28 protein-coding genes and 1 pseudogene are annotated in these 26454 nt (G+C 66.9%); 12 read left to right on the forward strand and 17 right to left on the reverse strand.

Features of this window, described 5'->3' with window-relative positions:
• The first annotated feature begins 52 nt into the window (after positions 1 to 52).
• Complete coding sequence (locus DT343_RS07245; protein ID WP_197458446.1) at positions 53 to 460, forward strand: DUF6766 family protein; 408 nt, start codon at positions 53 to 55, stop codon at positions 458 to 460.
• The gene (locus DT343_RS07250; RefSeq protein ID WP_112862298.1) at positions 447 to 2519 is read left to right on the forward strand and encodes a glycoside hydrolase family 65 protein; all 2073 of its coding nucleotides are present in this window, start codon (positions 447 to 449) and stop codon (positions 2517 to 2519) included. Before DT343_RS07245 ends, DT343_RS07250 begins: the two co-directional genes overlap by 14 nt.
• Here the strand turns inward: DT343_RS07250 and DT343_RS07255 are convergent.
• From DT343_RS07255 to DT343_RS07275, 5 genes are read right to left on the reverse strand one after another with little or no spacing between them, the layout of a single operon-like run.
• Positions 2516 to 3118: a cysteine hydrolase family protein gene (locus tag DT343_RS07255; RefSeq protein WP_066551082.1), complete on the reverse strand. Its 603-nt coding sequence runs from the start codon at positions 3116 to 3118 to the stop codon at positions 2516 to 2518. The genes DT343_RS07250 and DT343_RS07255 overlap by 4 nt on opposite strands.
• A gap of 3 nt (positions 3119 to 3121) precedes the next feature.
• Positions 3122 to 3622, reverse strand: a complete 501-nt coding sequence (locus DT343_RS07260) for a YciE/YciF ferroxidase family protein (protein ID WP_066551079.1) — start codon at positions 3620 to 3622, stop codon at positions 3122 to 3124.
• Positions 3615 to 3821 (reverse strand): hypothetical protein, encoded by a 207-nt coding sequence (locus DT343_RS07265; protein ID WP_066551078.1) that lies wholly within the window; start codon positions 3819 to 3821, stop codon positions 3615 to 3617. The genes DT343_RS07260 and DT343_RS07265 overlap by 8 nt, the downstream gene beginning before the upstream one ends.
• On the reverse strand, positions 3818 to 4030 hold the full coding sequence (locus DT343_RS07270; protein ID WP_066554735.1) for a hypothetical protein: 213 nt from the start codon (positions 4028 to 4030) through the stop codon (positions 3818 to 3820). Before DT343_RS07270 ends, DT343_RS07265 begins: the two co-directional genes overlap by 4 nt.
• A gap of 9 nt (positions 4031 to 4039) precedes the next feature.
• Positions 4040 to 4345, reverse strand: coding sequence for a plasmid stabilization protein (locus DT343_RS07275; protein WP_066551077.1), 306 nt, complete (start codon positions 4343 to 4345; stop codon positions 4040 to 4042).
• Between the two features lie 184 nt (positions 4346 to 4529).
• On the opposite strand from DT343_RS07275, the gene DT343_RS07280 reads away from it, so the two are divergent.
• The 4 genes from DT343_RS07280 to DT343_RS07295 all read left to right on the forward strand — a co-directional run bounded on the left by DT343_RS07280 (position 4530) and on the right by DT343_RS07295 (position 7871).
• Positions 4530 to 5303: an exodeoxyribonuclease III gene (locus DT343_RS07280; RefSeq protein WP_112862299.1), complete on the forward strand. Its 774-nt coding sequence runs from the start codon at positions 4530 to 4532 to the stop codon at positions 5301 to 5303.
• A 1-nt stretch (position 5304) separates the two neighbouring features.
• Entirely contained in the window at positions 5305 to 6510 is a 1206-nt protein-coding gene (locus DT343_RS07285) for a DUF6880 family protein (protein WP_112862300.1), read from the forward strand.
• Positions 6511 to 6531: 21 nt separating this feature from the next.
• Positions 6532 to 7116: an alpha-ketoglutarate-dependent dioxygenase AlkB gene (locus DT343_RS07290; protein WP_082854042.1), complete on the forward strand. Its 585-nt coding sequence runs from the start codon at positions 6532 to 6534 to the stop codon at positions 7114 to 7116.
• 185 nt (positions 7117 to 7301) lie between these two features.
• Positions 7302 to 7871 carry a TetR/AcrR family transcriptional regulator gene (locus DT343_RS07295; protein WP_066551067.1) on the forward strand — a complete coding sequence of 190 codons (570 nt, stop codon included), beginning with the start codon at positions 7302 to 7304 and terminating at the stop codon, positions 7869 to 7871.
• A 66-nt stretch (positions 7872 to 7937) separates the two neighbouring features.
• Here DT343_RS07295 and DT343_RS07300 read toward each other — a convergent pair whose 3' ends face one another.
• The 3 genes from DT343_RS07300 to DT343_RS07310 all read right to left on the reverse strand — a co-directional run bounded on the left by DT343_RS07300 (position 7938) and on the right by DT343_RS07310 (position 12820).
• Positions 7938 to 8564 carry a tyrosine-type recombinase/integrase gene (locus tag DT343_RS07300; protein ID WP_066551064.1) on the reverse strand — a complete coding sequence of 209 codons (627 nt, stop codon included), beginning with the start codon at positions 8562 to 8564 and terminating at the stop codon, positions 7938 to 7940.
• Positions 8565 to 8666: 102 nt separating this feature from the next.
• Entirely contained in the window at positions 8667 to 9533 is an 867-nt protein-coding gene (locus DT343_RS07305) for an alpha/beta hydrolase (RefSeq protein WP_112862301.1), read from the reverse strand.
• 302 nt (positions 9534 to 9835) lie between these two features.
• Positions 9836 to 12820, reverse strand: coding sequence for a RelA/SpoT domain-containing protein (locus DT343_RS07310; protein ID WP_112862302.1), 2985 nt, complete (start codon positions 12818 to 12820; stop codon positions 9836 to 9838).
• Between the two features lie 438 nt (positions 12821 to 13258).
• Here DT343_RS07310 and DT343_RS18015 point away from each other — a divergent pair.
• Positions 13259 to 13717, forward strand: a pseudogene (locus tag DT343_RS18015) (isoprenylcysteine carboxylmethyltransferase family protein); the annotation flags it as partial.
• Positions 13718 to 13886: 169 nt separating this feature from the next.
• Complete coding sequence (locus tag DT343_RS07320; protein WP_066551057.1) at positions 13887 to 14300, forward strand: ferredoxin; 414 nt, start codon at positions 13887 to 13889, stop codon at positions 14298 to 14300.
• A gap of 65 nt (positions 14301 to 14365) precedes the next feature.
• On the opposite strand, the gene DT343_RS07325 is transcribed toward DT343_RS07320, so the two are convergent.
• The 5 genes from DT343_RS07325 to DT343_RS07345 all read right to left on the reverse strand — a co-directional run bounded on the left by DT343_RS07325 (position 14366) and on the right by DT343_RS07345 (position 21113).
• Entirely contained in the window at positions 14366 to 14746 is a 381-nt protein-coding gene (locus DT343_RS07325; protein ID WP_066551055.1) for a copper-binding protein, read from the reverse strand.
• Complete coding sequence (locus DT343_RS07330) at positions 14743 to 17892, reverse strand: efflux RND transporter permease subunit (protein ID WP_112862303.1); 3150 nt, start codon at positions 17890 to 17892, stop codon at positions 14743 to 14745. Before DT343_RS07330 ends, DT343_RS07325 begins: the two co-directional genes overlap by 4 nt.
• On the reverse strand, positions 17889 to 19223 hold the full coding sequence (locus tag DT343_RS07335) for an efflux RND transporter periplasmic adaptor subunit (protein WP_082854040.1): 1335 nt from the start codon (positions 19221 to 19223) through the stop codon (positions 17889 to 17891). Before DT343_RS07335 ends, DT343_RS07330 begins: the two co-directional genes overlap by 4 nt.
• Positions 19220 to 20551, reverse strand: a complete 1332-nt coding sequence (locus tag DT343_RS07340) for a TolC family protein (RefSeq protein ID WP_082854039.1) — start codon at positions 20549 to 20551, stop codon at positions 19220 to 19222. Before DT343_RS07340 ends, DT343_RS07335 begins: the two co-directional genes overlap by 4 nt.
• A gap of 112 nt (positions 20552 to 20663) precedes the next feature.
• On the reverse strand, positions 20664 to 21113 hold the full coding sequence (locus DT343_RS07345) for a hypothetical protein (RefSeq protein ID WP_224761380.1): 450 nt from the start codon (positions 21111 to 21113) through the stop codon (positions 20664 to 20666).
• Positions 21114 to 21235: 122 nt separating this feature from the next.
• Between DT343_RS07345 and DT343_RS07350 the strand changes: the two genes are divergently transcribed.
• Positions 21236 to 22507, forward strand: a complete 1272-nt coding sequence (locus DT343_RS07350; protein ID WP_112862304.1) for a type II restriction endonuclease — start codon at positions 21236 to 21238, stop codon at positions 22505 to 22507.
• A gap of 30 nt (positions 22508 to 22537) precedes the next feature.
• Here DT343_RS07350 and DT343_RS07355 read toward each other — a convergent pair whose 3' ends face one another.
• The 4 genes from DT343_RS07355 to DT343_RS17470 all read right to left on the reverse strand — a co-directional run bounded on the left by DT343_RS07355 (position 22538) and on the right by DT343_RS17470 (position 24960).
• Positions 22538 to 23266, reverse strand: coding sequence for a PepSY domain-containing protein (locus DT343_RS07355; protein WP_066551051.1), 729 nt, complete (start codon positions 23264 to 23266; stop codon positions 22538 to 22540).
• 13 nt (positions 23267 to 23279) lie between these two features.
• Positions 23280 to 23753 carry a DUF411 domain-containing protein gene (locus DT343_RS07360; protein WP_220116512.1) on the reverse strand — a complete coding sequence of 158 codons (474 nt, stop codon included), beginning with the start codon at positions 23751 to 23753 and terminating at the stop codon, positions 23280 to 23282.
• Between the two features lie 50 nt (positions 23754 to 23803).
• Positions 23804 to 24271: a YybH family protein gene (locus DT343_RS17465; protein ID WP_054765336.1), complete on the reverse strand. Its 468-nt coding sequence runs from the start codon at positions 24269 to 24271 to the stop codon at positions 23804 to 23806.
• A gap of 89 nt (positions 24272 to 24360) precedes the next feature.
• Entirely contained in the window at positions 24361 to 24960 is a 600-nt protein-coding gene (locus DT343_RS17470; RefSeq protein ID WP_181669135.1) for a DUF2231 domain-containing protein, read from the reverse strand.
• Positions 24961 to 25128: 168 nt separating this feature from the next.
• On the opposite strand from DT343_RS17470, the gene DT343_RS07375 reads away from it, so the two are divergent.
• Genes DT343_RS07375 through DT343_RS07385 form a run of 3 tightly spaced genes read left to right on the forward strand, consistent with a single transcriptional unit; the run spans position 25129 to position 26434 of the window.
• Entirely contained in the window at positions 25129 to 25410 is a 282-nt protein-coding gene (locus tag DT343_RS07375) for a hypothetical protein (RefSeq protein ID WP_258522520.1), read from the forward strand.
• Positions 25410 to 25847 (forward strand): Spy/CpxP family protein refolding chaperone, encoded by a 438-nt coding sequence (locus DT343_RS07380; RefSeq protein ID WP_054765334.1) that lies wholly within the window; start codon positions 25410 to 25412, stop codon positions 25845 to 25847. Before DT343_RS07375 ends, DT343_RS07380 begins: the two co-directional genes overlap by 1 nt.
• Positions 25848 to 25855: 8 nt before the next feature.
• Positions 25856 to 26434, forward strand: a complete 579-nt coding sequence (locus tag DT343_RS07385; protein WP_054765333.1) for an RNA polymerase sigma factor — start codon at positions 25856 to 25858, stop codon at positions 26432 to 26434.
• The last annotated feature ends 20 nt before the right edge of the window (positions 26435 to 26454 follow it).

A 26454-nucleotide genomic window follows, 5' to 3' on the forward strand; every position in this document is an offset into this window, starting at 1 on the left:
GAGCGGAACCGGGGGGGCGGCGAGCGACTTGGGCAGCGGTGGAGGAGCGATCATGCTGAAACGCTACGCCTACGCCTGGATCACCCTGGCCTTCTTCGCCATCTCCATCGGCCTGCATTGGCTGTTCGGCTGGTACGCCTTCATCGACGAGGCGCGCGAGCACGGACAGACGCCCGCGCTGACACCGTACCTTCTGGAGATGGGGCGCGACACCTTCGAGAACTGGCAATCCGAGTTCCTCCAACTGCTGTGGCAGGTCGTCGGCCTGGCCTACTTCCTCTACGTCGGCTCGCCGTCGTCGAAGGAGAACGACGACCGAATGGAAGCCAAGCTGGACGCCCTGCTGGAACTGGTCGGTCGCGAGCGCGGCCTGGCCATCGTCGACGAGATCGACCGCCATCACGAGCGCCGCACCGGCCACGCGGCCCTGCACCAGGATCCGCCCTATGGCGCGGTCTGATCCGCACCGGCCGATCAGCCCGCCGCCGGCGACCGGCGCCCTGGCGGAGGATCTGCCCGCTTATGTCTCCAACGGCGTGATCGGACTGCGGGTGCGCGACGTGCCCCTGGTTCCCGGCATGGCGATCGTCAGCGGTTTCGTCGGCGAACATCACGAGCGGCACGTCGAGGCCGCCGTCGCGGCGCCCTATCCGCTCGGCGGCGACATCGCGCTCGACGGAGTCTGGGCGAGCGAGGTCATGGGCGGCTTCGAACCCGTGGACCAGAGTTACGACTTCGAGACAGCGGAACTGACCACGCGCTTTCGAGTGCGGCTACCCGCCGGCAGGGCCGAGGTCGAGGTCGTCACCTTCGCCAGCCGCTCGCATTCGACCGTGGTCTGCCAGGAGGTCCAGGTCACGCTGGACCAGGCCTGCGAACTGACGTTCAGGGCGCGGGTCGATCCGGCGGGCGTACGCGGATCGATGGCGGAGCGTCGCCTCGACACGCCCGGCGAGACGCCTCCGGTGTGCGACGGCGCGATCTTGTGGCGGTCCGAGGGCGGCTTGGGCGCCTGCGGAATCGCCCTGGCGACGACGGCGGCCCCAGAGGCCGAGCGCACCCAGGAACCCTGGGACGAGACCGGGCCGCTCTCCACCACCTATCGCTTAAAGGCCCGGGCCGGCCGTCACCGCTTTCGCCAGATGGCGTCCCTGGTCCCGGACGTGCTGAATCACCAGCCGCATCGCCAGGCCGTGCGCCTCCTGGCCGCCGCCACGGAGAACGGGTTCGACGCCCTGCGCCGGCTCAACCACGAAGCCTGGGCCGACCTCTGGAAGGGCCGCATCCGCCTGGTCGGGGCGGGCGAGCGGTGGCAGGGGATCGCTGACGCCGCCTTCTTCTATCTGAACGCCTCGGTCCATCCGTCGTCGCCGTCGTCGACCTCCATCTTCGGCCTCGCGACCTGGACCAACTATCACTACTATTTCGGCCATGTGATGTGGGACGTGGACGCCTTCGCCATCCCGCCGCTGACCCTGCTGCAGCCCCAGGCGGCGCGGGCCATGCTGGATTTCCGCGTGCGCGGCGTCCCGGCCGCCCGCAACAACGCCAAGATGGCCGGGCGCGCGGGGCTGAAGTTCCCCTGGGAGGCCGGATCGGCCCACGGCGAGGAGGCGGCGCCCGGCGGCGCGACCGCCGCGGCGCGCGAGGATCACGTCAGCCTGCACGTGGCGCGCGCCTTCGCCCTCTACGCCGACGCCAGCGGCGACGACCGTTTCCTGCGCGAGGCGGCCTGGCCGGTGCTTTCGGGCGTGGCGGATTGGGTCGTCGACCGGGCGTCGGTCGACGGGGACCGCTTCGTCTTCCGCGACATCGGGGGTCCGGCGGAACGGATCGAGACCGCCGACAACGACGCCCTGACCATCCTCGCCGCCACGGTGGTGCTGCGCCGCGCCATCGACATGGCGCGGATGATCGGCCTCGAGGCGCCCGCCAAGTGGAGCGAGGTCCTGGAAGGGCTGAGGCCCACGCTGCGCGACGACGGCGCCATCGCCGATCACGATGGATATCGCGTCACCGAGGAGAAGGCCGCCACGCCCGGCGCGCTGATGGGGATCTTCCCCTACTGGGCCGAAATGGAGTCAGACACCCGCGACACGACGCTGCGCTTCTACGTCGATCAGTGGCGCGGCTACGTCGGCTCGCCCATGCTGGCGGCGCTCTACGGCGTCTGGGCCGCGTGGCTGGGGGATCGGGCGCTGGCGCTCAAGCTCCAGGAGGAGGGTTTCGCCCTCTATCAGCACGGACGCTTCCTGCAGACGCTGGAGTATCGGCTGGACAAGGCGGGCGGCGTCGCCGCCGGACCCTTCTTCGCCAACATCGGCGGTTTCGTCACCGGTCTCCTGCTCGGCCTCCCGGCGCTCAGGATCGACGACGGCGATCCCCGACATTGGGCCCGCCGGGACGTCGTCCTGCCGCAAGGGTGGGATGTGATCGAGTGCGACCGTTTGTGGATACGGGGCGCGCCGTGGCGGCTGCGGGCCCGCCACGGCGAGACAGCGGTGCTGGAGCCCATCTAGCGCCAAGCACCCAGGATTTCGGCGCTGTCGGCCGTCTCGACCTGCTGTGAGAAACGCTCGTGATAAAGGTCCATCAGGGCGTCATGGGATTCGTCGGATGAACTGCCTAGGGCGTCCGTCACCACGACTGTCCGATATCCCAGATCGATCGCGCCCAGCACGGTCGCCAGCACGCAGACATCGGTCTCCGCGCCGGTCACCACGAGGGTGTCGACGCCGCCGCGGCGGAGCGCGGCGTCGAAGTCCGCGCCCATCCAGGGCGAATAGACGCGCTTGTCCAGAAGGCGCCCTGGAGGGACGAAGCGCTGCAGCGGAACGGCCAACTCGACCATGCCCTCTCCGAGCGTCTGGAGGGTCATCGAAGGCCAGCGCTCCCAGTATCGTCTCCAGGTCCCCTGGCCCTCGCCCGGCCGTTCGGCCGGAACGAAGCGGGTGAAACAGGTGCGCTCGGCCTTCGCCTCGCACAGGCGCACGATGACCGGCAGTACGCGTTCCGCCCAGGGCGTGCGCCACGCCGTGTCCTCGACGAACATCCGCTGCATGTCGACACAGAGATGGACCGCCGTTTCCGGGATGGCGTCACGCAGCCCCTGCCCCATGGGTCAGGCGGCCTTGCCCTGCGCCTTGGCGTTGGCTTTGGCGTCCGCCAGGGCCGTCAGGCTCTCGTCGGTGTTCGACTCCTCCTGGAGCGTCTCGTCCAGCAGGCGCGCGGCGTCGGCGTAGCCGAGCAGGGTCGCCCAGCGCTTCAGCGTGCCGTAGCGTGTGATCTCATAATGCTCCACCGCCTGCGCGGCGGCGATCAGGCCGGCGTCCAGCGCTTCCGTGCCTTCGTACTCCTCCAGGATTTCGTCGCCTTCGGCCAGGATGCCTTCGATGGCGTCGCAGGTCTTGCCCATGGCGCGCTTGCCGATGATCTCGAACACCTGCTGCAGGCGCTCGATCTGGCCTTCGGTTTCGTCGCGGTGCTTTTCGAAGGCCGCCTTCAACTCCGGCGACTGGGCGCCGCGCGCCATCTTGGGCAGCGCCTTCACGATCTTGCGCTCGGCGTAATAGATGTCCTTCAAGGTGTCGTAGAACAGGTTGTCGAGGGTCTTCTCAACCATGGTCGTTTCCTTTCTCTGCGTTGGGGGATGACGGCTCGATCTCCTTTTGATCGGGCCGGGTCTGGGTGTCGGCATGGTGTTCGATGCGGCCGCTCTCGACCTCGGCGCGGGAGAAGACCTCCTCCTGGCCGGCCTCGAGCAACTGGTCCTCGGGGCCGCCCAGGCCGCCCTGAACCAGACCGGAGGCGCCGCCGGTCATGTGATCTGATCCGGGTGGGTCTGAGTTCCCGGCGGCGACGCATCGACCTCCTGATAGGGATCATCCGTTTCGATGATGCTCAGTATGGTTTCGCCCGGCTGCATCAGTTCGGCCGCTGCGTCCGCGGCCTGGACGTCGGTCTTGGACGGGACCTTGACCTCGCGGCTGGGTCCGCCTTCGGCGCCGATGGAGACGCGATAGATCTTCATGGCCATGACTCAGTGCGCGGCCTTCCGGCGCCGCGTCTCCCAGCCCTTCTTGGCCGCGGCGGAACGGTCGGCCCGTGAGCGGCTGGCCGAGGCCTGGCCGCCCTTGCGCCCGCCCTTGTGCGCGGCGGGATGACCCGTGTGCCGGCCGCGTCCGGAGCCGCTCTTGTTGCCGCCGCCGTCGTCCTTGTTGACGGTGGCCCAGGCGCGCCGTTCGGCTTCCTTGTCCGATACGCCGCGCTTCTCATAGCCGGCCGCGATGTGGTCGGCCTTGCGTTCCTGCTTGTCCGTATAGGCGGACTTGTCGCCTCTAGGCATGGGACTCTCCTCTCCTGCGAAAGGAAATCCCAGTGCAAGCAAGGGTTTCAGCTTGAGCTTACATATATCTCAGGCAAGCGCGAGGTCGCCGCGCTCGAAGGGATGATCCGAGGCATGGACGGCTGAACCCGGACGGCGTCGAATGGATTAGCAGCCTGAACGACATGAACGGCGCGGGTACGGGATGAGGATCGCCACCTTCAACATCAACGGCGTCAACACCCGGCTGCCGACGCTGCTGCGCTGGCTGGCGGAAGCCCGTCCGGACGTGGTCTGCCTGCAGGAGTTGAAGGCGTCCCAGGCGCAATTTCCCGCCGCCGCCCTGAAGGCGGCCGGCTACGACGCCGCCTGGGTCGGCGAGGGACGCTGGAACGGCGTCGCCCTGTTGTCGCGCATCGGCGCGCCGGTGGTGACGCGGCGGGCGCTGCCCGGCGATCCGGCCGACGCTCAGGCCCGCTACATCGAGGCGGCGGTGGCCGGAGTGCTGATCGGCGGCCTCTATCTGCCGAACGGCAACCCGCAACCGGGGCCGAAGTTCGACTACAAGCTGGCCTGGTTCGAGCGGCTGATCGGCCACGCCGCGACCCTGGTGGACAGCGGCGCGCCCGTGGTGCTGGCCGGCGATTTCAACGTCGTGCCCACCGAGGCCGACATCTACAACAGCCGCTCCTGGAAGAAGGACGCCCTGCTACAGCCCGAGAGCCGCGCCGCCTGGGCCCGGCTGGTCGGCCAGGGATGGACCGATGCGCTGTTGGAGCGCTTCCCGCATCAACCGCCCTGGACCTTCTGGCAGTATTTCCGCCAGGCCTGGGAGCGCGACGCCGGCCTGCGCATCGACCACCTGCTGCTCAGCCCAGCGCTGGCCGGGCGGCTGGCGGACGCCGGCGTCGATCGCCATGTGCGCGGCTGGGACAAGGCGAACGACCACGCGCCGGCCTGGATCGAACTGGAAGGATGAGATGGCGCGACGGCCGACGGCCCCGACCCGCCTGAACGCGGCCAATCTGACTAGGCTCGGCGCGCCGCGCCTGGCGGAGCTGCTGGCCGAGGCGAGCGTCGGCGACGCCAACCTGAAGCGCCGGCTGCGGCTGGAGTTGGCGGCCGAGGCCGGGCCGGACCGGCTGGCGGCGGAGATCGACAAGCGCATCGCTGCGCTCGCGGCGGCGCGCGTCCGCGTCTCCTGGCGCAAGCGCGGGGAGCTGATCCGGGACCTTGAGGCGCACCGCCGCATGATCGTGGACCGGCTGGCGCCGGCCGATGCGCGCGCCGCCTTCGCCAGCCTGCTGGCCTGGTTCGACCTGTTCCGCGGCTTGACGGCGCGCGTGCAGGACCCGCGTGGCGAACTGGTGTTCGCCTTCGAGGACGCGGCGCCCGACCTCTGGACGCTGGCGGGCGCGCCCGCCGGCGAAGATCCGGCCGCGCTCGACGCCCTGGCCGAGGCGGTTGGCCGCCATCCGCAGGACTACGCTCGCTGGATCGGCGCCGCCGACGACGCCCTGACGCCGGAGTTCGCCCGTCGCCTGCTGGCCGCCCTGCCGTCCGCCGTCCGGAGCGCCCGGCCGGCGCGCGGCGCGATCCGGCGGCTGGCGGACCGGGCCGGCGACCTGGACCTGTGGCTGTCGTTGGCGACCCCCGAGGAGAAGGGCGCGCCCGACTTCGCCGCCGGCGCGGCCCGCCGGCTGCTGGCGGCGGGGCGGATCGGCGAGGCGCGCGCCGCGCTCGAGACCGCGCTTCGGCCCTCGCCGTCGAACCGTCGCTGGACTTTCGGCCGCAATCCCACCGCCGGACGGCCCGCGCTGACGCCGGCCTGGGAGTTGGCTTCGATCGACGTGCAGGAGGCCGAAGGAAACCGGCAGGAGGCCCAGGACCTGCGCTGGGCGATGTTCGAACGCGACCTGTCGCCTCAGCCCTTGCGCGACTACCTGGCCCGCCTGCCGGACTTCGACGATGTCGAGGCGCTGGACCGCGCCTTCGCCCAAGCGGCGGCTTCGGACGACTTCGGCGCGGCTCTCGGCTTCTTGATGGACTGGCCCGCCCACCGCGAGGCGGCGGCCATGGTTCTGGAACGTCGGCGGGAGGCCCAGCGGCCTTGGCCGCGCAAGGCGGAATGGGCGGCCCGCCTGCTCCAGCGCTATCCCGAGGCGGCGGAGGCGCTGGGTGGATGAGGCGGCGCCGGCGGCGGTGTGATGCGTTGTCCTCCCATGACCAGCCCTCAGGCCGATCTGTTCGGAGGTCCGCCGCTCGAGCCGACGGGCCTGCGCTACGTCGGGGCGATGGTCGACGAAGCCGAGCGGGATCGTTTGACGGACGCCTTCGCCGTTCTGCCGTTCGCGCCCTTCGCGTTCCACGGCTGGCTGGGGGCGCGCCGCGTGGTCTCCTTCGGCTGGCGCTACGACTTCAGCCGCGCCCGCCTGGACGAGGCGGCGCCCCTGCCCGCCTTCCTGGAGCCCTTGCGCGACCGCGCCGCCGCCTTCGCCGGCGTTCCGGCGGCGGCGATCGTCCAGACCCTGGTCACCGAGTACCAGGCCGGAGCCGGCATCGGCTGGCATAGGGACCGTCCGCAATACGACAAGGTCGTCGGCGTCTCCCTCGGCGCGCCCTGCCGCCTGCGCTTCCGGCGGCGGACGCCGGATGGGTGGGAGCGCCGCCATCTCGATCTCGCGCCAGGCTCGGCCTACCTCCTCGACGGCCCGGCCAGGGCCGACTGGGAACACGGCATCACGCCGATGACGGCGCTGCGCTACTCGGTGACGTTCCGGACCTTGCGGTAAGTCGCACTCCGCTGATGAGGCCAGACCGAGTCCGCCACCCGCACGTTCGCCGCTCAGCTGCTCTTCAGCGCCAGGAGCGGTCATTCACTCAACGCCGGAAACCGGACCTCAGCAACACACCTTGTTGAGCGTCCGCTCTCGACCCGTTGCGGACATAGTTAGATCAGTTCCGCTATAGATGGCTTATGACCACCACCACTCCAACGCGGGATGCCGAAGCTACCCGACACGCGATCCTTCGGGCTGCGCTGGACCTCTTCGCTGAGGAGGGTTTCGAGGCAGTCGGAGTCCGCTCTATTGGAGCGCGCGCGGGCGTCGATTCTTCGCTGATCAGCCGATACTTCGGTGGAAAGGACGAGCTTTTCGTCGAAGTGATCAAATCTGGGAGCGTGAACTGGCAGCGTCGCTGGGGAGATCGTGAGAGCTTCGCTGAGCGCGTGACGGATGATGTTCTGGCGGCTCCAAATGGCGGAAGGGTGCTGCGCGACTTGCTCGTTCTGATGCGCTCCGCTGGATCAGATAAGGCCAAACGCCTCATCGATGAAGCGTTGGGTCACCAAGGCTTTCGCGACCTTGAAGCATGGATCGGGGGCGAGGACGCAGATGTCCGTGCGCGCCTGCTTATGGGCTTTCTCGCCGGTATGGCCATCACCCGCGATCTGAACAGTAAGTTTGACCTCAGTCACGAACGCGCCGTCGTAATGCGCGAGCAACTCCGTTCAGCGGTTGCTGCCTTCCTCATGCCAGCGACTTGAGAACGCCAGTCCGCTTTCCACCCTTAGCGGACGAACGCCGGGTCCGCTGAGCGGACCCGGTCGATGTCAGAGATCGATCTGCTCAGAGAGCTCCAAGGCGTCGTCAACTTCGATGCCAAGGTAGCGTACGGTGCTCTCCAGCTTGCGGTGACCGAGAAGCAGCTGGCATGCGCGCAGGTTGCCGGTCTTCTTGTAGACGAGTGAGACCTTCGTGCGCCTGAGGCTATGGGTGCCGTAAGCCGCGGGCTCCAGATCTATCAAACGGATCCATTGATCGACCAGTCTCGCGTACTGTCGCGTGCCGATATGGCAGCCGGCATGGTTTCGGCTCGGAAACAGCCAGTCGTCGTCACGCTGTCCTCGGAGTTCCAACCAGGCTCCAATCGCGTGGCGGGCTGGCTCTGTGATCTCGAAGGGAACCGGTCGTCCGGTCTTCTGCTGGATGACGGTGGATCGAAGCCTAAGTGAGCCGCCAGGCGCGACGTCACTGACGCGGAGCTTCACCAGATCACAGGCTCTGAGCTTTGCATCCAGTGCACAGTTAAACATCGCAAGGTCGCGTACGCGCTTGGCGACCTTGAGTTGCTGTCGGATCGCCCAGATGTGCTTGGGTTTCAGCGGAGCCTTGGGACCGATGAGACGGCCCGCGTTCCAAGGCCGACGAGGGATGATGAAAAGGTCAGACTGGCGCATGGCCAACCTCCCACGGATGGCCTCCCTGCCTCGGCCGATTGTACTGCTGTTCCGTCAGGCCTGCGCCAGCAGCGGACCCTGGAAACTCGGGGTAAAGCAGACCTACGGCACAGGGTCGGACCGACCAGTCAAGTGCCACCTGACGGCGTGAGGGAAGCGTTCTCTCCACAACATCTGGCTGTGTCCTGCGATTCCCACGTCGAGGCGCACCGCGTCAGCTGACCCTTCCAAGGCTTCGGCGGCGTCTACAGTGCTCTGGTGAAAATCCGGTTCATACACGCCAGCCGTGAGATAGATCGAGCCATATCCCGATCCTCGCGCCCGACGATCGGGCCGGCTACCGAACGACATGGCGATCACACCCCGAAATACGTCGGGATTGACCATCGCGGTATTCAAAGCCCATGCCGCACCGTCGGAGAAGCCTGCGAGGATTCTTTCCGACGGCACCCTCGAGGCGCCCAGACGCTCTGCGAGCGGCATCACCTCGCTCAGCAGAAAGCGCTCGTGTGCGAGATAGACCTCGTCGTCCCAGCCCGCGAGATATTCCTTATGGCGTCGGTTTGGGTCTGACGCCTCCCCCTCCTCGAGCAGGGGCCCGCTCCAGAGGCTGACGATCATCGTCGGTGGAACCTCTCCGGATTCAATGCGGGGCTTCAGAACCGAAGCGAAGGACGGAACGCTTTCCCCGTCTGCCAGGGCGATGACCGGCATGGGGCCGTCGCTTCGCGGACGGTAGATGAAGAGACCCCGACGCTGCCTCAAAGCCGATGATTGCATCACGTGCTGGACCAGCTCTCCCTCTTCGAGCTCCAGCTCAGCAGGCGGCGGAGGGGCCTCGGGACCCCGCCATTCATCCGGAGCGCCTGTAGCGGCCGGTAGAAGCCAGACATCCAGCATCGCCCGGTCCAGGTCAGGCATCCTTACGGCGAGCGACCAAAGGTCAGGTGCGCCTTCGGCGGGGTTCATAGGAGTCTGGATGGAACAGCAAAGCCTCGGCCGCTCGCTCCGGCGGGCCACGACATGGAAGACATCCCGCTCAGCCCAGAACGCCTGATGACCATCCGCCAGCCTGAACTCGATCTCGGATTTCGTAAGGTCTGAAGGGAGTTCGCAGGCCGGGACCTCAGCTATGCGCCAACAACGGACATCCGCTTCGCGCCGAAAACCGGAAGTCTATTACGCTTTCGCCGACGTTCGTTCACGCCTGTCCGGAAGCCACGCTTGTCGCCGAGTGGGCAAGAATAGTAGTGGAAAGTCCCTGAGGTCGATTAGGCCTCACCGTACTCGCGCTTTCGTAGAGCAACCTCCTCGATGGTCCGCCGCCGCTCGCTCGCGATCTGGCGATCGAGGCTAAGGATATGACGTTGGGCGAATTGCTGGACGGGCTCGCGCTCATCTTTAAGCCACGCCTCCATTGCCGTCTTTCGCGCTTGGCTGGCATCGGCCATGCCAAACTCACCCGAAACCACGCCCGTGGCGTCGATCGCAAGTTCCACCGCCGTCCATGTTTTGGATCCGGGCTCGGTTGCTGCCACTAAGTCCCGGCACACGCCGTCAATTGCGGGTGAACCATCGTAGGCTGCCATGATCCTCGTGAGAAAGAGCCGATCATCATCGTTGCCCGAAGCCAACGCCTTGAGCTCTGCCTGGACGGCCCCGAGGTCGGGCAGGACTTCTGCCAAAAGCTTGCCGCCCGTGTATTGGAACGACATGTCCGCAGCGTCGAACGCCCTTCGGATCATCTTGAGGACGGCAGTGCCTTGGGTCTGGAGAGGCGGTTTGAGACGAGAGAGCCGGAAAGGCACTGCTTCGAAGCGCTCGCCCCAGTCGTGCTGCCGCTGCCTCACGATCCGGGTTTCGAACCAACGGACAATCTTCTCCGGCCAGACTGTCGCGATGGCGCCGAGCCACCATTCTGCATGGGTGCCAACGGTCGGGATTTCCTCGGCGAGATGGAGCAACTCGTCAATCTGAGTCTCGGAGAACTGAGCGACGTATTCCTCTTTCCAAACGAACCACAGCCGATCGATCCAGCGGTGAATGCGCAGGGCCGCAAGTGCGCGAACGCTCGGCAGAAGCGCAGTGGTGATCGCCTGCGGGTGGGTGTCGACAAGGCGAGAAGCGTACTCCACCAGCGCAAGAATCTCGTTCGGGTCCTCGCGGGACAACACAGCCGATGCGGTTGCGTCGAAAAGGAAAAGGTCCGGCGGCATCTTGAAGGCGCTGAACCGAAGGATGGTGGTGAGATGGCGGCCTTCAGCAATCCATTGCGTGCAAAGCGCCAAGGTCGCAGCCGCCTCTGGACCTAGGGCCAATCCAGCCAGCAGCGGGACGAGAAATGGCGCAAGCTCGACGTGGTGCTCAGTGAGGAGTTGGAACCCCAAGGGCGGACGCGCTTCGGCGAAACGCCTCAGAAACTCATCGAATGAAATGAAGGTGGCACCATCATTCAACTGGACTGAGGCGGCGTCTAAAATGATCGAGAGTAATGCGTCGAAATTCTCGTCGGTCGCCCATTGCACCAACGCTTCCAACGCGGCCGTTCGCTCCTCGTGCATGGCCTCCAGGTCCCACTCCGTCCGATCCCATTCACCTCGCGAAACGGGTTCGAAGCCGAGGAGCGTCTTGTGCGTGACGTAGTTTTGGTCAGCATTCACCGCGTCCCTGAACGCTTCTAGTCGCGCTTTCAGTTGATCGCGTAGCGCCACCAGTACGGTGACCTGTTGGTGCTCTGGACGAAGGCCACCCGCTTGCCGGTAGAGAGCCAACATCCGGCGCTCGATGCTGGCTCGCCAGAACGGTGGGGCCAAGGGCGCAAGCCGAGAAGCAATCTCCACCACACGCAAAGTGTCAGTAGCGATGAGCTCTACGAGGGCACCGTCGACGGTCCCGTGATAAGGGAAGCTTGTCGCTGACATAAGAGCGTTGAAGGCCTCCTTTGCGTCAGGCGGCAAAGGCTCCTTCAATATTGCTTCAAGGGCGGCAATCGATTGTCCACGAGCATGGGCCAGCTCGCCGCTCGGCAGCACCGCGCCTTGGTGGATGGTGATGGTATTCGAGCCGCTCGTCGTGCCTTCGACTTCCGGATCCAGGATGGCTTGGGCGGCAGCAATCACCAGAGGCCGTCGTCCCGGGCTTCCCACGTCGGCAAGAGCTAGTTCCGCCAGTTGGCATTGGACCAGGGGGCCGACCTGTTTCCAGACATGCAGATTGTGCTTGCCTAAGGACTTTGCGGAGCCTCCGGCTCTCGCACGGGCCGCTTCTGTGGAGGCAAGGTCGAAGGCTTGACCGATAAGGTCCCAGGTCGCCCGAACGCCCTGCTCATCGGCGAACCTCAGACGGTCGACGATGTCGAGCGTCGCTTCTAAAACGTCTTCGAACGTCTTTCCGGCATGTTCGTAGGTGCCATAGTATATTGGCACGGTCTCGGTCGAGGCTGCCTTTTCGAGGGATGCCCTGAGCGCGTTCCGAATTGTTTCGGCTTGGCCGGTGAGGTCGTCCACGTACGGAAGTACCGTCTCACGGTAACGTTTCAGAATGTCGTGTCGTTCGTTATTGTCGATGTCCGCTTCGACCCGTTCGAGGGGGCGCGTCTCGAAAAAGGTTCGTGCGTCTTCGAGCCGTCGGACATCGTTGGAGACTTTCTGGAAGTCGAAGCCTGCAGGAACGAGATAATCCTGCATGATCCTGGCCATGCGCGTTTCGACCTCTTTTAGGACCGCGCCGCCGAACCCTTTGGCCGGGGGCTTGTAGACTGTGTCGTGGTGCATTTCTGACCAAGCGTGGTCGATCGTGGTCTGCACCTGAATCTCGCACCACAGGTCAGCCAAGTCGGCGTATTCGGGAAGCGAGGTCCGCTGCTCCTTCAGCTTGACGACGTAGTTGTAAGAAATGAACCCGCCCGCGCTCGAATGCTCATCAAGCGGATAGTGAAACTTCGTCCTATCCCAATCGATGTCGAAGTTATCGAACATGACGTCGGACCGGACCAGGCGGGCCACGTCATCATTGGTGTAGAGAATGAGCCGGCAGCCGGCGACGTCTTTGGCATGAGACTCGACGTCATCGTCCAACGTCCCGCCCGCCATTTCGATTTTCTTTTTGAGCGACGCCGGTCCTTTCGCGCGGTGTTGGATTTGCTGGACCCGGACCGTAGGCATGCCAGCAAGGATTACGCCCAGGATCGCCGCGACCGTGGACGCGAGCCGCTCGTAGGAGTGCCTGCCCGCCTTCTCGTATTCAGCAAAGTTCATGGTGAAATAAGGCGACTTTGCCGTGTAAATGTCTATTCGATCTACGCGCCGCTACGGGGTGGACGGCCCAGCAGCAGACGTTCCCAACCGCCGCTATGAGTCAGGAGCGGACCTCCGGGAGACCGTAGCCAACACCATCCCGCCCCCGTAGATCTACCACCGTAAGGCTACGGATCGCACCGACCGAACCCGTCCGCTAAAGTTCCTCCGTCATCAACGAAATCCCCTCACCAGAGGCCGCCCCTGCATGCCCGTCGTCCCTCACTCCCACTCGATTACACGAACGCTGGTAATGATTTGATCCATATGGGCTTTATGCCAATGGGCGTCAACAGCGCCGTGTCGCAGTCCGAATAGATCGAGGAATGTTGAAAACAATGAAGAAATAGTCTGATGTAAAAAGCGCGTGATCACGACATCTTTCGAGATGTATTGACAATGCCGAAAGCTTGGTTTGCGAGAGAAGCGAGCCGATATACCTCGCTGACACGGGATACCACAACCGAACGATCTGACGAACAGGCTGGATCTACAACCCGCTCCGGAGGCGGTCGCAGCGGCTGGCGTGACCCGTCGGCTCAAGGAAGCCTGACGGCCTTCAAACCCGTGCGACGATCGAGTCGTTGCGCGAGTCCGGGTCACCCAGTATGGGTCGAAGGTCAGGAAACCTGTATTGACGCGACTGCTCCGCCAATTCTGCGCCGGCCTCGCCGTGACCATCGTGGTCGCGCTGCAGTTCCAAGACGCGGCCCCTACCGGTTCACTCGTCACCCAAAATATGTGATCGCGTCCCTCGAAATCCTCGTCCTGCCGCTGGCGGTCGGCCAGGTCTGGATCGCCGTCGCGTGGAGCAGCGCGAACGCTATGCTTCTGGCGTGGCGTATTCGGGTGGAGGATGGGGCGCTTGCCGACCGCAGACAGTCCCTTAGGAACATGGCCGGACACCTTGATCCCGGCCCAGCTGCCCGCTCAGGGATGCACACCGTTCACGTTTCACGGCGTACGCGGTCACCGGGGAACAGCGGCCGTTCCGGCGGGTTGACCAAGTCCGCCATCGGAGAATCCCATGCATATCCAGTCCATGATCAGCGCCCACCCTCACGTCAAAGGCTCGACCAACGACGCACTGATCCGCGCCGTCGAGGCGGCCTACGAGTGCGCCGCGACCTGCCGCATCTGCGCCGACGCCTGTCTCGGCGAAGCCATGGTCGCCGATCTCGTCCAATGCATTCGGCTCAACCTCGACTGCGCCGACGTCTGCGCGGCCGCCGGCGCGGTCGGCGCGCGCCGTACGGGGAGCAACGAGGCGGTCATCAAGGGCCAGCTCGAGGTTTGCGCCGACACCTGCGCGGCCTGCGCCGCGGAGTGCGACAAACACGCGGACATGCATGAACATTGCCGCATCTGCGCCGAGGCCTGCCGCCGCTGCGAAGAGGCGTGCCGGGAGGCGGTTGGCACGATCACTCCGTCGAGCCGTTGATGGAGCACCGCCTTCACCGTGCGTGCGCTGACAACGCCCCGCACGAACGGTGAAGGCGGGTCCGGCTATTCCGGGCGAATGGCGGTGACTTCACCCGCGTTGCCCTGAACGGTCAGGTCGAACTGGACGCGATCCCCGACAGCGGCTTGCTGTGCCACGGCGGGGTCTGCCGTAAAGCTCATCGTCATGGCTGGCCAGCCGACCGCCGGAATAGCCTCGTGATTGATCGTCACGGTGCCGGCCGCCGTATCCACGGCGGTGACCACGCCTGCGCCGCTGCCGGATCTGGAGCCCGCAGCGGGGGACGTCGCCGTGTCCGCCGCGCCGGCCGCGGAAGCCGTGTCGACGGGCGCGGCAGCGGCCGGTTCGGCGGCCGGGTCCGCGGGTTGGCCGCAGGCCGAAAGCATCATGGCCGCGCCGGCGAGTGAAACAAGGGTTCGGGTCATGGGGTCGCTCCTTGGTTTGGGGGGGTTGAACGGGCCTTGCGGCGCCTGAGGAGAAGGTAGCCCGCCGGTATAACGAGCATCGAGAGCAAAGGTGCGGTGATCATGCCTCCGATCACCGGCGCGGCGATCCGGCTCATCACTTCCGAGCCCGCGCCGTGGCCGATCAGAATCGGAAACAGGCCCGCCAGGACAACGGCGACCGTCATGGCCTTGGGCCGGACCCGCAGCAGGGCGCCTTCGCGAACGGCCTCTTGGACCTGTCCGCGATCGGGGTCGGCTCCGCGATCTTTCAAAGCTTGCTTCAGATAGATCAGCATCACCACGCCGAACTCGGCCGAGAGGCCGGCCAGGGCGATGAAGCCGACGCCGGTGGCGACGGACTGGTGAAAGCCGAGCAGATAGAGCAGCCAGATTCCCCCGGTCAGGGTGAACGGCAGGGTGGCCATGATCAGCAGGGCTTCGTCGAAGCGCCCGAACGTCAGGTAGAGCAGGACGAAGATGATCGCCAGCGTGGCCGGGACCACGATCCTGAGCCGCGCGGTCGCCCGTTCGAGATATTCGAACTGGCCCGAGTAGGCGATGCTCACGCCAGGCGTGGGGGTGACGGCACGGGCCACGGCGCGACGCAGATCCGCGACGACCGAGGCCAGGTCGCGTCCCCGCACATCGACATAGACCCAGGTGGTCGGCCGGCCGTTCTCGGACTTCAGCATTGGCGGCCCGTCGGCGATCCGCAGATCGGCGACGGCGCCCAGGGTGATCTGCTGGCCTGAAGGCGTCAGGATCGGCAGGGCTCGCAGCTGCTCCACGCTGTCCCTCAACTCGCGCGGATAGCGCACGCTGATGGGATAGCGCGCCACGCCCTCCACGGTCTGGCCGATGGTTTCGCCGCCGATCGCGCCTGAGACGATCGACTGCACATCGGCGATGTTGAGACCGTAACGCCCCGCCGCGTCGCGGTCGATGTCGATATCGACGTAGCGGCCGCCCGTCAGACGCTCGGCCAGCGCCGAGCTCACGCCCGGCACGGATTGGGCGACCTCGGCGACCTCGGCCGCGACGCGGTCGATCTGACCGAGGTCGGCGCCGGACACCTTGACGCCGACGGGGCTCTTGATCCCCGTCGCCAGCATGTCGATGCGATTGCGGATGGGAGGAACCCAGACATTGGACAACCCCGGAACCTGGACCGCGCGGTCGAGCTCCTCGACCAGCTTCTCCGGCGTCATGCCGGGGCGCCATTCATCGCGCGGTTTGAACTGGATGGTGGTCTCGAACATTTCCAGCGGAGCCGGATCCGTCGCGGTTTCCGCCCGGCCGGCCTTGCCGAACACGGTCGCCACTTCCGGCACCGTGCGGATCATGCGGTCCGTCTGCTGCAGCAGTTCCGCGGCCTTGGCCGCAGAGAGGCCCGGCTGGGCCGAAGGCATATAGAGCAGGTCGCCCTCGTCCATCGCCGGCATGAATTCGCCGCCGAGCCGGCTGAGAGGCCAGGCCGTAGTGGCGAAGACCAGCAAGGCGACCAAGAGAGTTTTCCTTGGGTGACGCAGCACCCAGTCGAGCGGCCCCCGATAGATGTGGGTCAGCCAGCGGTTGATCGGGTTGCTCTGCTCGGCCGGTATCCGTCCCCGGATCAGATAGCCCATCAGAACCGGCACGAGGGTGATCGACAGGATCGCCGCGGCCGCCATGGCGTAGCTCTTGGTAAAGGCCAGCGGCGCGAACAGCCGACCCTCCTGGGCCTGGAGGCTGAACACCGGAATGAACGACAGGGTGATGATCAGCAGACTAAGGAACAGCGCCGGTCCGACCTCCACGGCCGCCTCGGTGATGACCTTCCACCGTTCCTCGCCCGCCAGCTTCTTGTCGGGGTGATCGTGCTCCCATCGCTCGATGTGTTTGTGGGCATTCTCGATCATGACCACTGCCGCGTCGACCATGGCCCCGATGGCGATGGCGATGCCGCCCAGCGACATGATGTTGGCGTTCACGTCCTGAAGATTCATGATCAGGAAGGCCGCCAGCACGCCCAGCGGCAGGGTCAGGATGGCGACCAACGCCGACCGGGCGTGCCAGAGGAACAGGCCGCAGACCAGGGCGACGACAATGAACTCCTCGATCAACTTGCCGCTCAGATTGTCGATCGCCCGGTCGATGAGCTGCGAGCGATCGTAGGTCGTCACCACTTCGACCCCCGGCGGCAATCCGGCTTTGAGCGTCTGGAGTTTCTCGGCGACAGCCGCGATCGTGGCGCGGGCGTTTGCGCCGGATCGCAGGATGACGACGCCGCCGGCGACCTCGCCTTCGCCATTCAGCTCCGCTATGCCGCGCCGCATCTCCGGGCCGATCTGGATGGTCGCGACGTCCCCGAGGCTGATCGGCACGCCTCCAGCCGCCGTGCGGAGCGGCACGGCCCGGAAGTCGTCGAGCTCGGTCAGATAGCCGTTGGCGCGCACCATGTATTCGGCCTCGGCGAGCTGGAGCACCGAGCCGCCCGTCTCGCCGTTGGCGCGCTGGATGGCCTCCACCGCGGCCTGATGGGTCACGCCGTACGCGGCGAGCCGGACGGGGTCGAGCACCACCTGATACTGCCGCACCATGCCGCCCAGGCTGGCGACCTCCGCCACGCCCGGCACGGTCTTCAGCTCGTAGCGGAGAAACCAGTCCTGCAGGCTGCGCAACTGCGCCAGATCGTGGCGGCCGGTCCGATCGACCAGGGCGTACTCATAAACCCAGCCTACGCCGGTGGCGTCCGGACCAAGTGCCGGTTGGGCGGTCGCGGGAAGTCGCGCCTGCACCTGGCTCAGATATTCGAGGACCCGGGAACGGGCCCAGTAGAGGTCCGTCCCATCCTCGAACAGCACATAGACGAAGCTGTCGCCGAAGAAGGAGTAGCCCCGAACCGTTCGCGCGCCGGGCACCGACAGCATGGTGGTCGCCAGAGGATAGGTGACCTGGTTCTCGACGATCTGGGGGGCCTGCCCCGGATAGCTGGTGCGGATGATGACCTGTACGTCCGACAGGTCCGGCAGGGCGTCGACCGGCGTGCTGCGAACCGCAAACAGGCCGGCGGCGAGCAGGGCGACGGCGGCCATAAGGACGAGAAAACGTCCCTTGACCGAGGCGCGTATGATCGCGGCGATCATTGCCCCGACCTCTCGCGCGGCGCGGGCGCGGCCATGGATGCGCCCGTCTGGGCGGCGGCGGGCCGGCCGGCCGTCGGCGACGCCGGGGCGCGTGCGGGTCCGGAAGTTTGGCCGATCGGCCGCGCCGTGACGCCTGACAAGCTGGCTTCGGAATCGATCAGGAACTGCCCCGACGCGACGATTCGTTCGCCTTCCCTGAGACCGGCGAGGATCTCGGTCTGTCCGCCGGCTTCCCGTCCGATGCGGACCTCGGCCGGTTGATAGCGGCCCTCCGGCAGGGCGAGCATGACGATGTCACGTTCTCCGGTCCGGATCACCGCCTCGGTCGGCACGAGCAGAGCCGAAGTCGAACCGCCGCCGAAGGTGATCCGGCCGAACATGCCCGGCCTGAGACGCCCTCCCCGATTGGCCATTTCGATCCGCGCGGTGATCGTGCGACTGTCGCCGACGAGCTCCGGCAACAGGGCGGTCAGGCGACCCGTGAACCGCTCGCCCGGGAACGCGGCCAGGGCGACCTCGACGGACTGCCCGGCTCTCAGCTGGTTCGCGAGCGCCTCCGGGATGGCGGCGTTGACCCAGACGGTCGACAGGCCGTTGATCTCGGCCAGGGTCATGCCCTGGGCGACGCTCATGCCGGCGCGCACGCTCAGCGTCTTGATCACGCCGCCAGTGGGCGTCGAGATCGTGATCGTGTTCCGCGCCCGCCCGCTGCGTTCCACAGAAGCGATTACGCCCTCGGACATGCCCAACAGCACCAGTCGCTGCCGCGCCGCCTGGATCAGGGGCGTATTGCCGGTGCGTCGCACGGCGAGATATTCGGTCTGGGCTCCGCCCCAGGACGGAATGAGCAGATCGACCAGAGGGGCGCCCGCGGCGACCACGTCGCCCGGCGCGCGGTTGTAGACGCGCTGGACGAAGCCGTCCGCGCGCGACTGGACCACAGCGATGTCGCGTTCGTTGTAACCTATGATCGCCGTGGCGCTGAGATCGCCCTCCAGGTCGCCACGGCGGGCCGTGGCATATCGGACCCCCAGATTCTGGGCCAGCGCCGGATCGATCCGGACGCCGGGGGTGGCGCTACTTCCCCCCTCATCGGCATACTTGGGGATGGTGTCCATGTTCATCGACGATTTTCCAGGCCCCGGATATCGTTCGTTCGGAACCATGGGATCGTACCAGTAGAGGATCTCGCGCTCCCCTGCCCCCTCGGCGGTCTCGCCGCCGGCCCCATCCAGGCGTGGAGCGACGACGATGCCTGCCCCGACGCCGACCCCGACCAAAAGAAGCGCGCCCATGGCGACGCCCAGGCGTTTGTTGCGAAGGGCGTTCATCGGTCGTCGTTCCCATAGGTGAGAGTGATCTCGACCACCTGACGCTTCACGGCGGCCTCGCGATCGAGCGCGTCGAGCCGGGCGTTGGCCACGGCGGTGAAGGCTTCGAGAACTTCAACGATGCCCGCCCGGCCCGCCGCATAGCTCGCGGTTTCGAGATCGGAACGCTGAAGGACACTGGGCAGAACGACGTCGCGCGACCGGATCCATTGATCGTGAGCGGTCACGTATTCCGCCAGGGCGCTTCGCAGCGACGCGGTCAACACGCGCTCAGCGTCCTCACGCTCGGCGGAGACCCGCAGCGCATCAGCGGCGCGCGCGGCGATGACCGGATCCTGCCTCCGACCGGGAAAGATCGGCAGCCGCACGCTCGCTCCGACGGAGAACAGATCGCCGAACCGCTCATCGCGGCGGGCGTAGCTGGCTTGGAACGACCAGTCCGGCCGGCGTCCGGCGCGGGCCAGATCGACCTCGGCTTCGGCGCGGCGCGCGGCGGCTCCATAGGCCCGCACGGTCGGCAGCTGGGCGATGCCGCTCTGTAAGGCGACCAGGTCGAGATCGTCCTGCGGCGGCGGTCCGACCGTCTCGGGATCGGCGTCGCCCGTCCACCGGGCCAGTTCGGCTCGCGCCTTCTCGATGTCGGCGGCGAGACTGCTGCGGCGATCGTCAAGATCCGCCTTGAGCTGAACGGGACCGAGAGCGTTGGCGGGCCGATAGGCGCCGGACGCGACTCCGGCCGGGGCGGCGTCCCAGAGGGGTTGCAACGTCGCCAGCAGCTCGTCCAGCGCTGCAAAGCGGAGCTCGGCATAGAACAGGTCGATCCACGCGAGGCCCGCGGCGACCCGGACCTCTCGTCGCGCGACGGACTCCTCAGCGCCGGCGACGCCGATCGCCGCCTCGGCGATGTCTCGCTCGGCGCGACGACGCGCGCGGCTGGGCACTTCCTGCTCGACGCCGATCCTGAGCATGGTGAAGTCTTCATCGAATTGCCCCGCGAACGGCCCGTTCACCGGATATCCGTCGAGACCGACGGAGAGCCGGGGGTCCGGCAGGCGCCCGGCAGCGGGCGCGGCGGCCCGAGCCGCGTCGACGCCCAGAGCGCTGGCTCTCAGGCGCGGCGCCTCGCTGGCGGCGCGGGCCAGAGTCTCGTCGAAGGTCTGGGGGTCGGCACGGGCCGGCGCGGCGCAGAGTCCGAGCACCAGGAGTGCGGCCAGCGGCCAGGGCCGGTCAACGGGGCACGGCCAGCAAGGCCGCCGCAAGCGTCGCGGCAAGGGAACCGCCGGGAGACGGCGCACGACGGAGACCGCCGTGCCGAAGCGAATGATCATGAGAATTCTCGATAACCGCCGCGTCCACCTCGCGGCGTGACGCAGGCGCAGACCTCAGTCGATCGGCGGACGCCGCGAAGCGGTGCGCGGCTTTCCGATCAGCGAAAGCAGTCTACGACAGCGGTTTGGGCGGACTCTTCAGTGGAAGCGGACCCGCGCCTTCCAGCGCGACATCGACCTCGGCGAACGATTTCGCCCCCGACCCGAGCGGATGCTCGATCGCCGGCGCGGGCGGCATCGGCGAGGCGACGGCGGCGCAGCCCATCTTGGCGATGCAATCCGGCGTCATCTTGCTGCACGGGCCTTCGGCGTCGTCGACGGCTTCGTCCGCCATGTCCATCATCTCGGCGCAGTCCGCTTCCGGCATTGCCGCCGTCGCCTCGAACACCTGAACCGGAGTGGCGTGCGCCGACGACTGGCCGATGAACCCGGCCACCGCGAGGGCGAACAGAAGGACGCGGACAATATTCCACATGGCGGCCGAGATAGGCGCTTCGAGGCCCTTCGAGTCAAGACGCGACCGCGCCGGACGGCGCGCGCCGTCCGCTTCGGTCGCGACCATGACGAACGCCCTTCATCGCCGTCCGTCGGGAGCATGATCGACCGCAGAAGAGCCGCTCCAGTGGCGCTTCAGCGCAGACCCGCTTACGCTGGGAGGGAAGATTCAGGATCTGAGAGGATGGCGTGCCGGACAGACTTCGAGACCTCATCGCGCAATGGCGTAACGATCCCTCGGCGACCTACCAGACCTGGTTCCTGTGGGATGAACGGCTGAAGAATTTCCGGTCGATCGGCCGGGGCATCGGCCAGGTGGTCGAGGAGATCGAGACGGGCCGCTTCGGTGTCGCCTATCGCGGCTCGTCCCTGGAGACCATCGTCCATTCCGTCGCCGAGCAGCGACAGATCTTCAAGGGCGCCGACCACGCCTTTCTGTGGAAGCCCAAGTTGAGGATCCCCGACATCTACGAGAACCCGGCGAACCAGCGCGCCTTCGGCCGCCTGCTGCATCATTGCAGCGGCTGTTCCACAGCCGACGAGATTCTCTCCGGCATCCACACGATCGATCAACTCAAGATCAAGGGCCTCGGGCCGGCCGTCGCCAACCTGATCTATTTCCTGCACCCCACGCATGCGCCCCCGTTCAACACCGCCATCGTCAACGGTTACAACGCGATCACCGGCTCGAAGGTGAAGCTCGGCAGCTGGGAACATTATCTGGCCATGCGGGAGGGCCTCCTGGCGCTGAACGCCCGATATCGTGACCTTCTGTCGAACGATCTGGGCGCCCTCGCGGGATTCCTGTTCGATGTCGGCTCCGGGCGGTATCCGGCGCCGCCCCCCGCCGGTGACGCGCTCTCGCGCCAGGGGTGGGAAGAACGGCTCGCCCAGGCCCGCGCGGAAGCCCTGAAGTTCGAGAAGGCGACGGCGCAGCAACGCGAGACGGATCGCACGCACACGGAAATCCAGGCCTGGCTTCGTGATCTGGGACGCGCGCTCGGCTATCGGGTCTGGATCGCCGCCAACGACCGGAGCCGGCTCCATGACGGCGCGCGTCTCGGCGAGGGCTGTCTCGATCAACTTCCGACGGCGCTGGCGAACGGCGCTGGCGCCGAGTCGATCCGTCTGATCGACGTCCTCTGGCTCGATGCCTCGCCGGATCGCGTAGCGGCGGCCTTCGAAGTCGAGCACTCCACCACCATCTATTCCGGCGTGGTGCGCATGCTGGATCTGGCGCTCTCGGGTGAACTCCACACGTCCGCCGGTCTCTTTCTGGTGGCGCCGGACAGCCGGGAAGGCGATGTCCGGGCCCAGCTCCAGCGGCCGGCTTTCAGCCGGATCTCGGACCTGGACGTCCGATATCTGCCCTATGGGGAGTTGGACCGGCACCGGGGATCGATCGCGCGCTTCGGCTCCGACCTGCGAGGCCTGACCGAAATCTCTCACCGCCTGACCTGACCACCCGCCCGCGCCCGGGCGCAACCCGCATCAACTCGAACCGCCCGTCCGCCGAGACGCCCGGAAAGCCTTCAGATCACGCGCTAGGCGGATCCATAGCAGGATGATCCCGGTGATCACGATGCTCAGGGTGAGGAAGGTCGTGATGATGATCAGCGGATGGTTGAAGTTCTCGCCGGTCTTCCAGTCCATGATGTGGAGCCGCCAGAAGAAGTCATAGAACCGCCAGACGCCCGAGCGGCGCGTCACGACCTCTCCGGTGGCCGGCGACAGATAGAAGGTCGTCCGTTCGCGGTCGGCGAAATCGACCCTCCAGAGCGGTCCTGTCCGACCGGTTTCCTGAGGCGCCGTGGCCAGCAGCACGGCGTCGGACACCTTCGCCTCGCCCTTGTAGCCCGTCCGGGCGAACGCCGAGGCCTCGCCAGCGGACATCGGCCCGAACGGAAGGCCCGTGACGGCGGACACGACGACGGGCTCTCCGTCCGCCGGTTTCAAAGTCCAGGCGGGTCCGCGCGGCGTCGTGCGCAGCTCCGCCTCGACAGGGGCCACGCCCGCGCGACGGGCCACGACGGCGAGGGTCGGAAGAGCTCCAACCTCAAGCAGAGCCGGCTTGAGTTCGGCCGCGCGATGTTCGCTACGCACCGTCTCGATCGGAATGACGGTCATGACCAGACCGCCGCCGACCCAGAACAGAACCTGCAGCCCCACCACGAGGGCGACCCATTTGTGAAGCTGGGTCGACAGCCTGAGAACCTTCATGGAACGAACCCGACTAGCTGTGACGCGCGAAGACGCGTGTGCCGCCGCCCTCGAGGATCAGCAGGGTCTCATAGGGCTCGCGCTGGCCGTCCGGCGTCTCCATGCCCGGCGACCCCAGGGGCATCGCCGGAACCGCCAGGCCCACGGCCTTGGGACGCTCGGCCAGAAGCCGTCTCACGTCCTCGGCCGGCACATGGCCCTCCAGAACATAGCCCCCGATCAGGGCGGTGTGACAGGACGCGAGGGCTTCGGGCACGCCCTGGGTGCTGCGGATCGAGCGGAGACTGGGAAGCTCGCTGATCCGCGCCTCGAAGCCCGCGGCGCGCATGTGATCCACCCAGGCCGTGCAACAGGCGCAGGTCGGCGTCTTGTAGACGGCGAGCTCGTTCGACGCGCGACCGACCGGGGCGCAGGCCGCGACCGCCAGGGCGCCCGTTCCCATGGCGATGAGACTGCGGCGTGAGAGTGGAATGGACTGGGACCCCATGAGACCTCAAGAAAACGATGTGCAAACGGCGCTGACCGTCGCGGTCGCGCTCAGGCCGCCGGACGGAAAGGCCGCGCCGAGGAATGATAGATGTCGAACCTCCACTCGTCACCTCGCTTGCGCAGGACGCTGGTCGCGGCGCCGCGGCGTTCTATGGGAGCTCGCGCGCCGTCCTTGAAGGTGATGTGGTAGGTGTAGGTCTCGCTTACGAAGGCCGTATCGCCATCGACCTCGATCTTCATGTCGTGGTCGCGGAAGTCGAACCCGGCGAGATCGGCGAACTCAGGACCCAGATGGTGCTCCAGATAGTAGGCGAACGATCCCTCCACGCCGCCGTTCTCGAAGATTTCGGAGTCGGACCAGAACAGGGCCGGCGTCTGCGACACATCCATCCGCTCGATGGCGGTCTTGTAGGCGGTGACCACGGCGCGGACCTGTTGTTCGTCCGCGGTCTGGGCCTGCGAGGCGGTGGCGAGGAGAGCGGCGACCGCTAGTCCGGCGAAGGTTGAACGAAACATCGTGGGCGAGGCTCCTGTTTGCCGGCCGCGAAAGGTGTGTCGGACGGGCGTGGGTGAAAAAACGAGAAGGTTGAACGACGGCGCGGCCTTCAGAACATCAGATGTCTCACGCCGTGGGTCAGCATGCCGCCCAAGAGGCCGTTGATCACGACGGCGACGGCGGTGAGCGTCAACAGGCCGATGTAGACTCTCTCGCGCCCGGGCCCCGGCCGGCGGACCCAGTGCTCCTTCGCCCACCAGCTGAGGAGGCCCAGCGCGGCGATCGAAGTGCCGAGCCATCTGTGAGAGGCGTGGGTCGCGTCGTCCCGTCCCGGCATCCCCATGGCGAACCAGCCCAATGCCACTGCGCCGACCGCGGAGATGGCCGCCAAGGCGATGATGACGCGCGTGCCCTGGGTCAGGACCGGACGCCGGAGGGTCAGGGCGGCGATCTCGAGGAGGGCGGCGACGAGGAACAGGGCGATCGGAAAATGCACCGCGGCCGGGTGCATGGCGCCGAGCCAGCGGTACAGGCGCTGCGGCATGGGTTTCGGACCCTCGTCCGCCATCATGGCCCCGTGGTCCATGTCGGCCGCCATGCCGGGCATGACCGTCATGTCCGATTGCGGCCCCTCGGCGGTCGATGCGGCGCTCTGGCCGCGAACCGCCGGGGCGTCATGATCCTCGTGCGCGATCGCGGGCGCGCTCACCGACAAGGCGAGCGCGAGTCCCAATGCCGGGAAAAATCCGCGTGATGTCATAAACCCTCTCCACTCCTGTCCCTTCTGCTATCTACGCAGCGCGAGGTCCGCCCCCTCGCCCGAGGGATGTCACGGTCTTGGCCGTAGTAGGATGTAGGGGCGCAAGGAGAGTGTTCGATGTCGCTTAAACTGGATGACATTCTGGCCGAGTCCGCGATGACGCCCATCGGCCGGTCGCTCGACGGGCTCGAACCGCTGGTCTGGAGCCGGGTCGAGACGCTTCGCGGCGAAAGACTGGCCACGCAGGTCCGTCTCGGCGCGGTCGCCGTGGCCCTCGCCACCGGTCTGACGGCGGGCGGCGTCGGCGCGGCCGCCGCGCCGAGCCCGCCGGGAGAGATGGCCATCTTCACGGTCGATGCGGGCCTGTCGCCTCTGGTGAGACTGGAAACCGGGCAGTGATGCGCGGCTGGCGCGCGATCGTCCTGACGGCCGTGCTGGCGGCCGTCGCCAGCGGCGCGGGCACCTGGATCAGCGCCAGCTGGGTGCTGAGCCGGCGCGAGCCGCCGTCCCTGCACGACATCGTGCACCACGATCTCAAGCTGTCGCCTGACCAGTTGACGCGCATCGAGGCGGTCGAGGCCCGGTTCGCAGCGCGTCGGCCCGCGCTCGAAGCCGATGTCCGCGCGGCCAACCTCGAGCTGGCGCGCGCGATCGAACAGAGCGACGGCGACGGTCCCCCGGTTCAGGCCGCGGTTGACCATTTCCACGTCGCCATGGGCGCCCTTCAGAAGGAGACGATAGCCCACGTCTTCGAGATGCGGTCGGTGCTGACCCCTGCCCAGGCCGAGGTCTTCGACGACCGCATCGTGGCGGCTCTCGCGCCCGACGAAGGCTAGCGTTCCGGGTGGAGAGTCCAGCGAACCTGTCAGCGCGCGCCGCCGGCGGCGATCGGGCGGCCTTCGGCGCGCTGATGCAGCAGACCAAGACGGCCCTGTTCCGCTTCGTCCGGCGCTATGTCGGCGACGAACAGGATGCGTGGGATCTGTTGCAGGAGACCTATGCGGCGGCGTGGATCAACATCCGCCGCTATGACCCGACCCGGCCCTTCGAAGCCTGGATCCGGACCATAGCGCTCAACAAATGCCGGGACTGGAGCCGCCGCCGGTTCGTCCGACGCCTGATCCGGGGCGACGTCGATCTGGCATCGCCGGAAGCCCTGGCCGTGGCGAACGGCGACGAGCCGGCGGATGAACGGATGGAGGCCGGCGACCGACTCGCCCGTCTGAACGAGGCGATCAGCCTTTTGCCGCCGCATCTCAAGGCCCCGCTGCTGCTCACCGCGATCGAGGGGCGCAGCCAGGCGGAAGCGGCCGAAATTCTCGGCGTGACCGTCAAGACGGTGGAGACGCGCGTCGCGCGCGCCCGTCGCAAGCTGTTCGATGTCCTGGGCGGCGCGGGCGACGTCCCGCCGGCTCCGAAATGACGCGGATGAAGGCCGGACGG

The sequence above is a fragment of the Brevundimonas vesicularis genome, from assembly GCF_900445985.1.
Taxonomy (GTDB): Bacteria; Pseudomonadota; Alphaproteobacteria; order Caulobacterales; family Caulobacteraceae; genus Brevundimonas; species Brevundimonas vesicularis_D.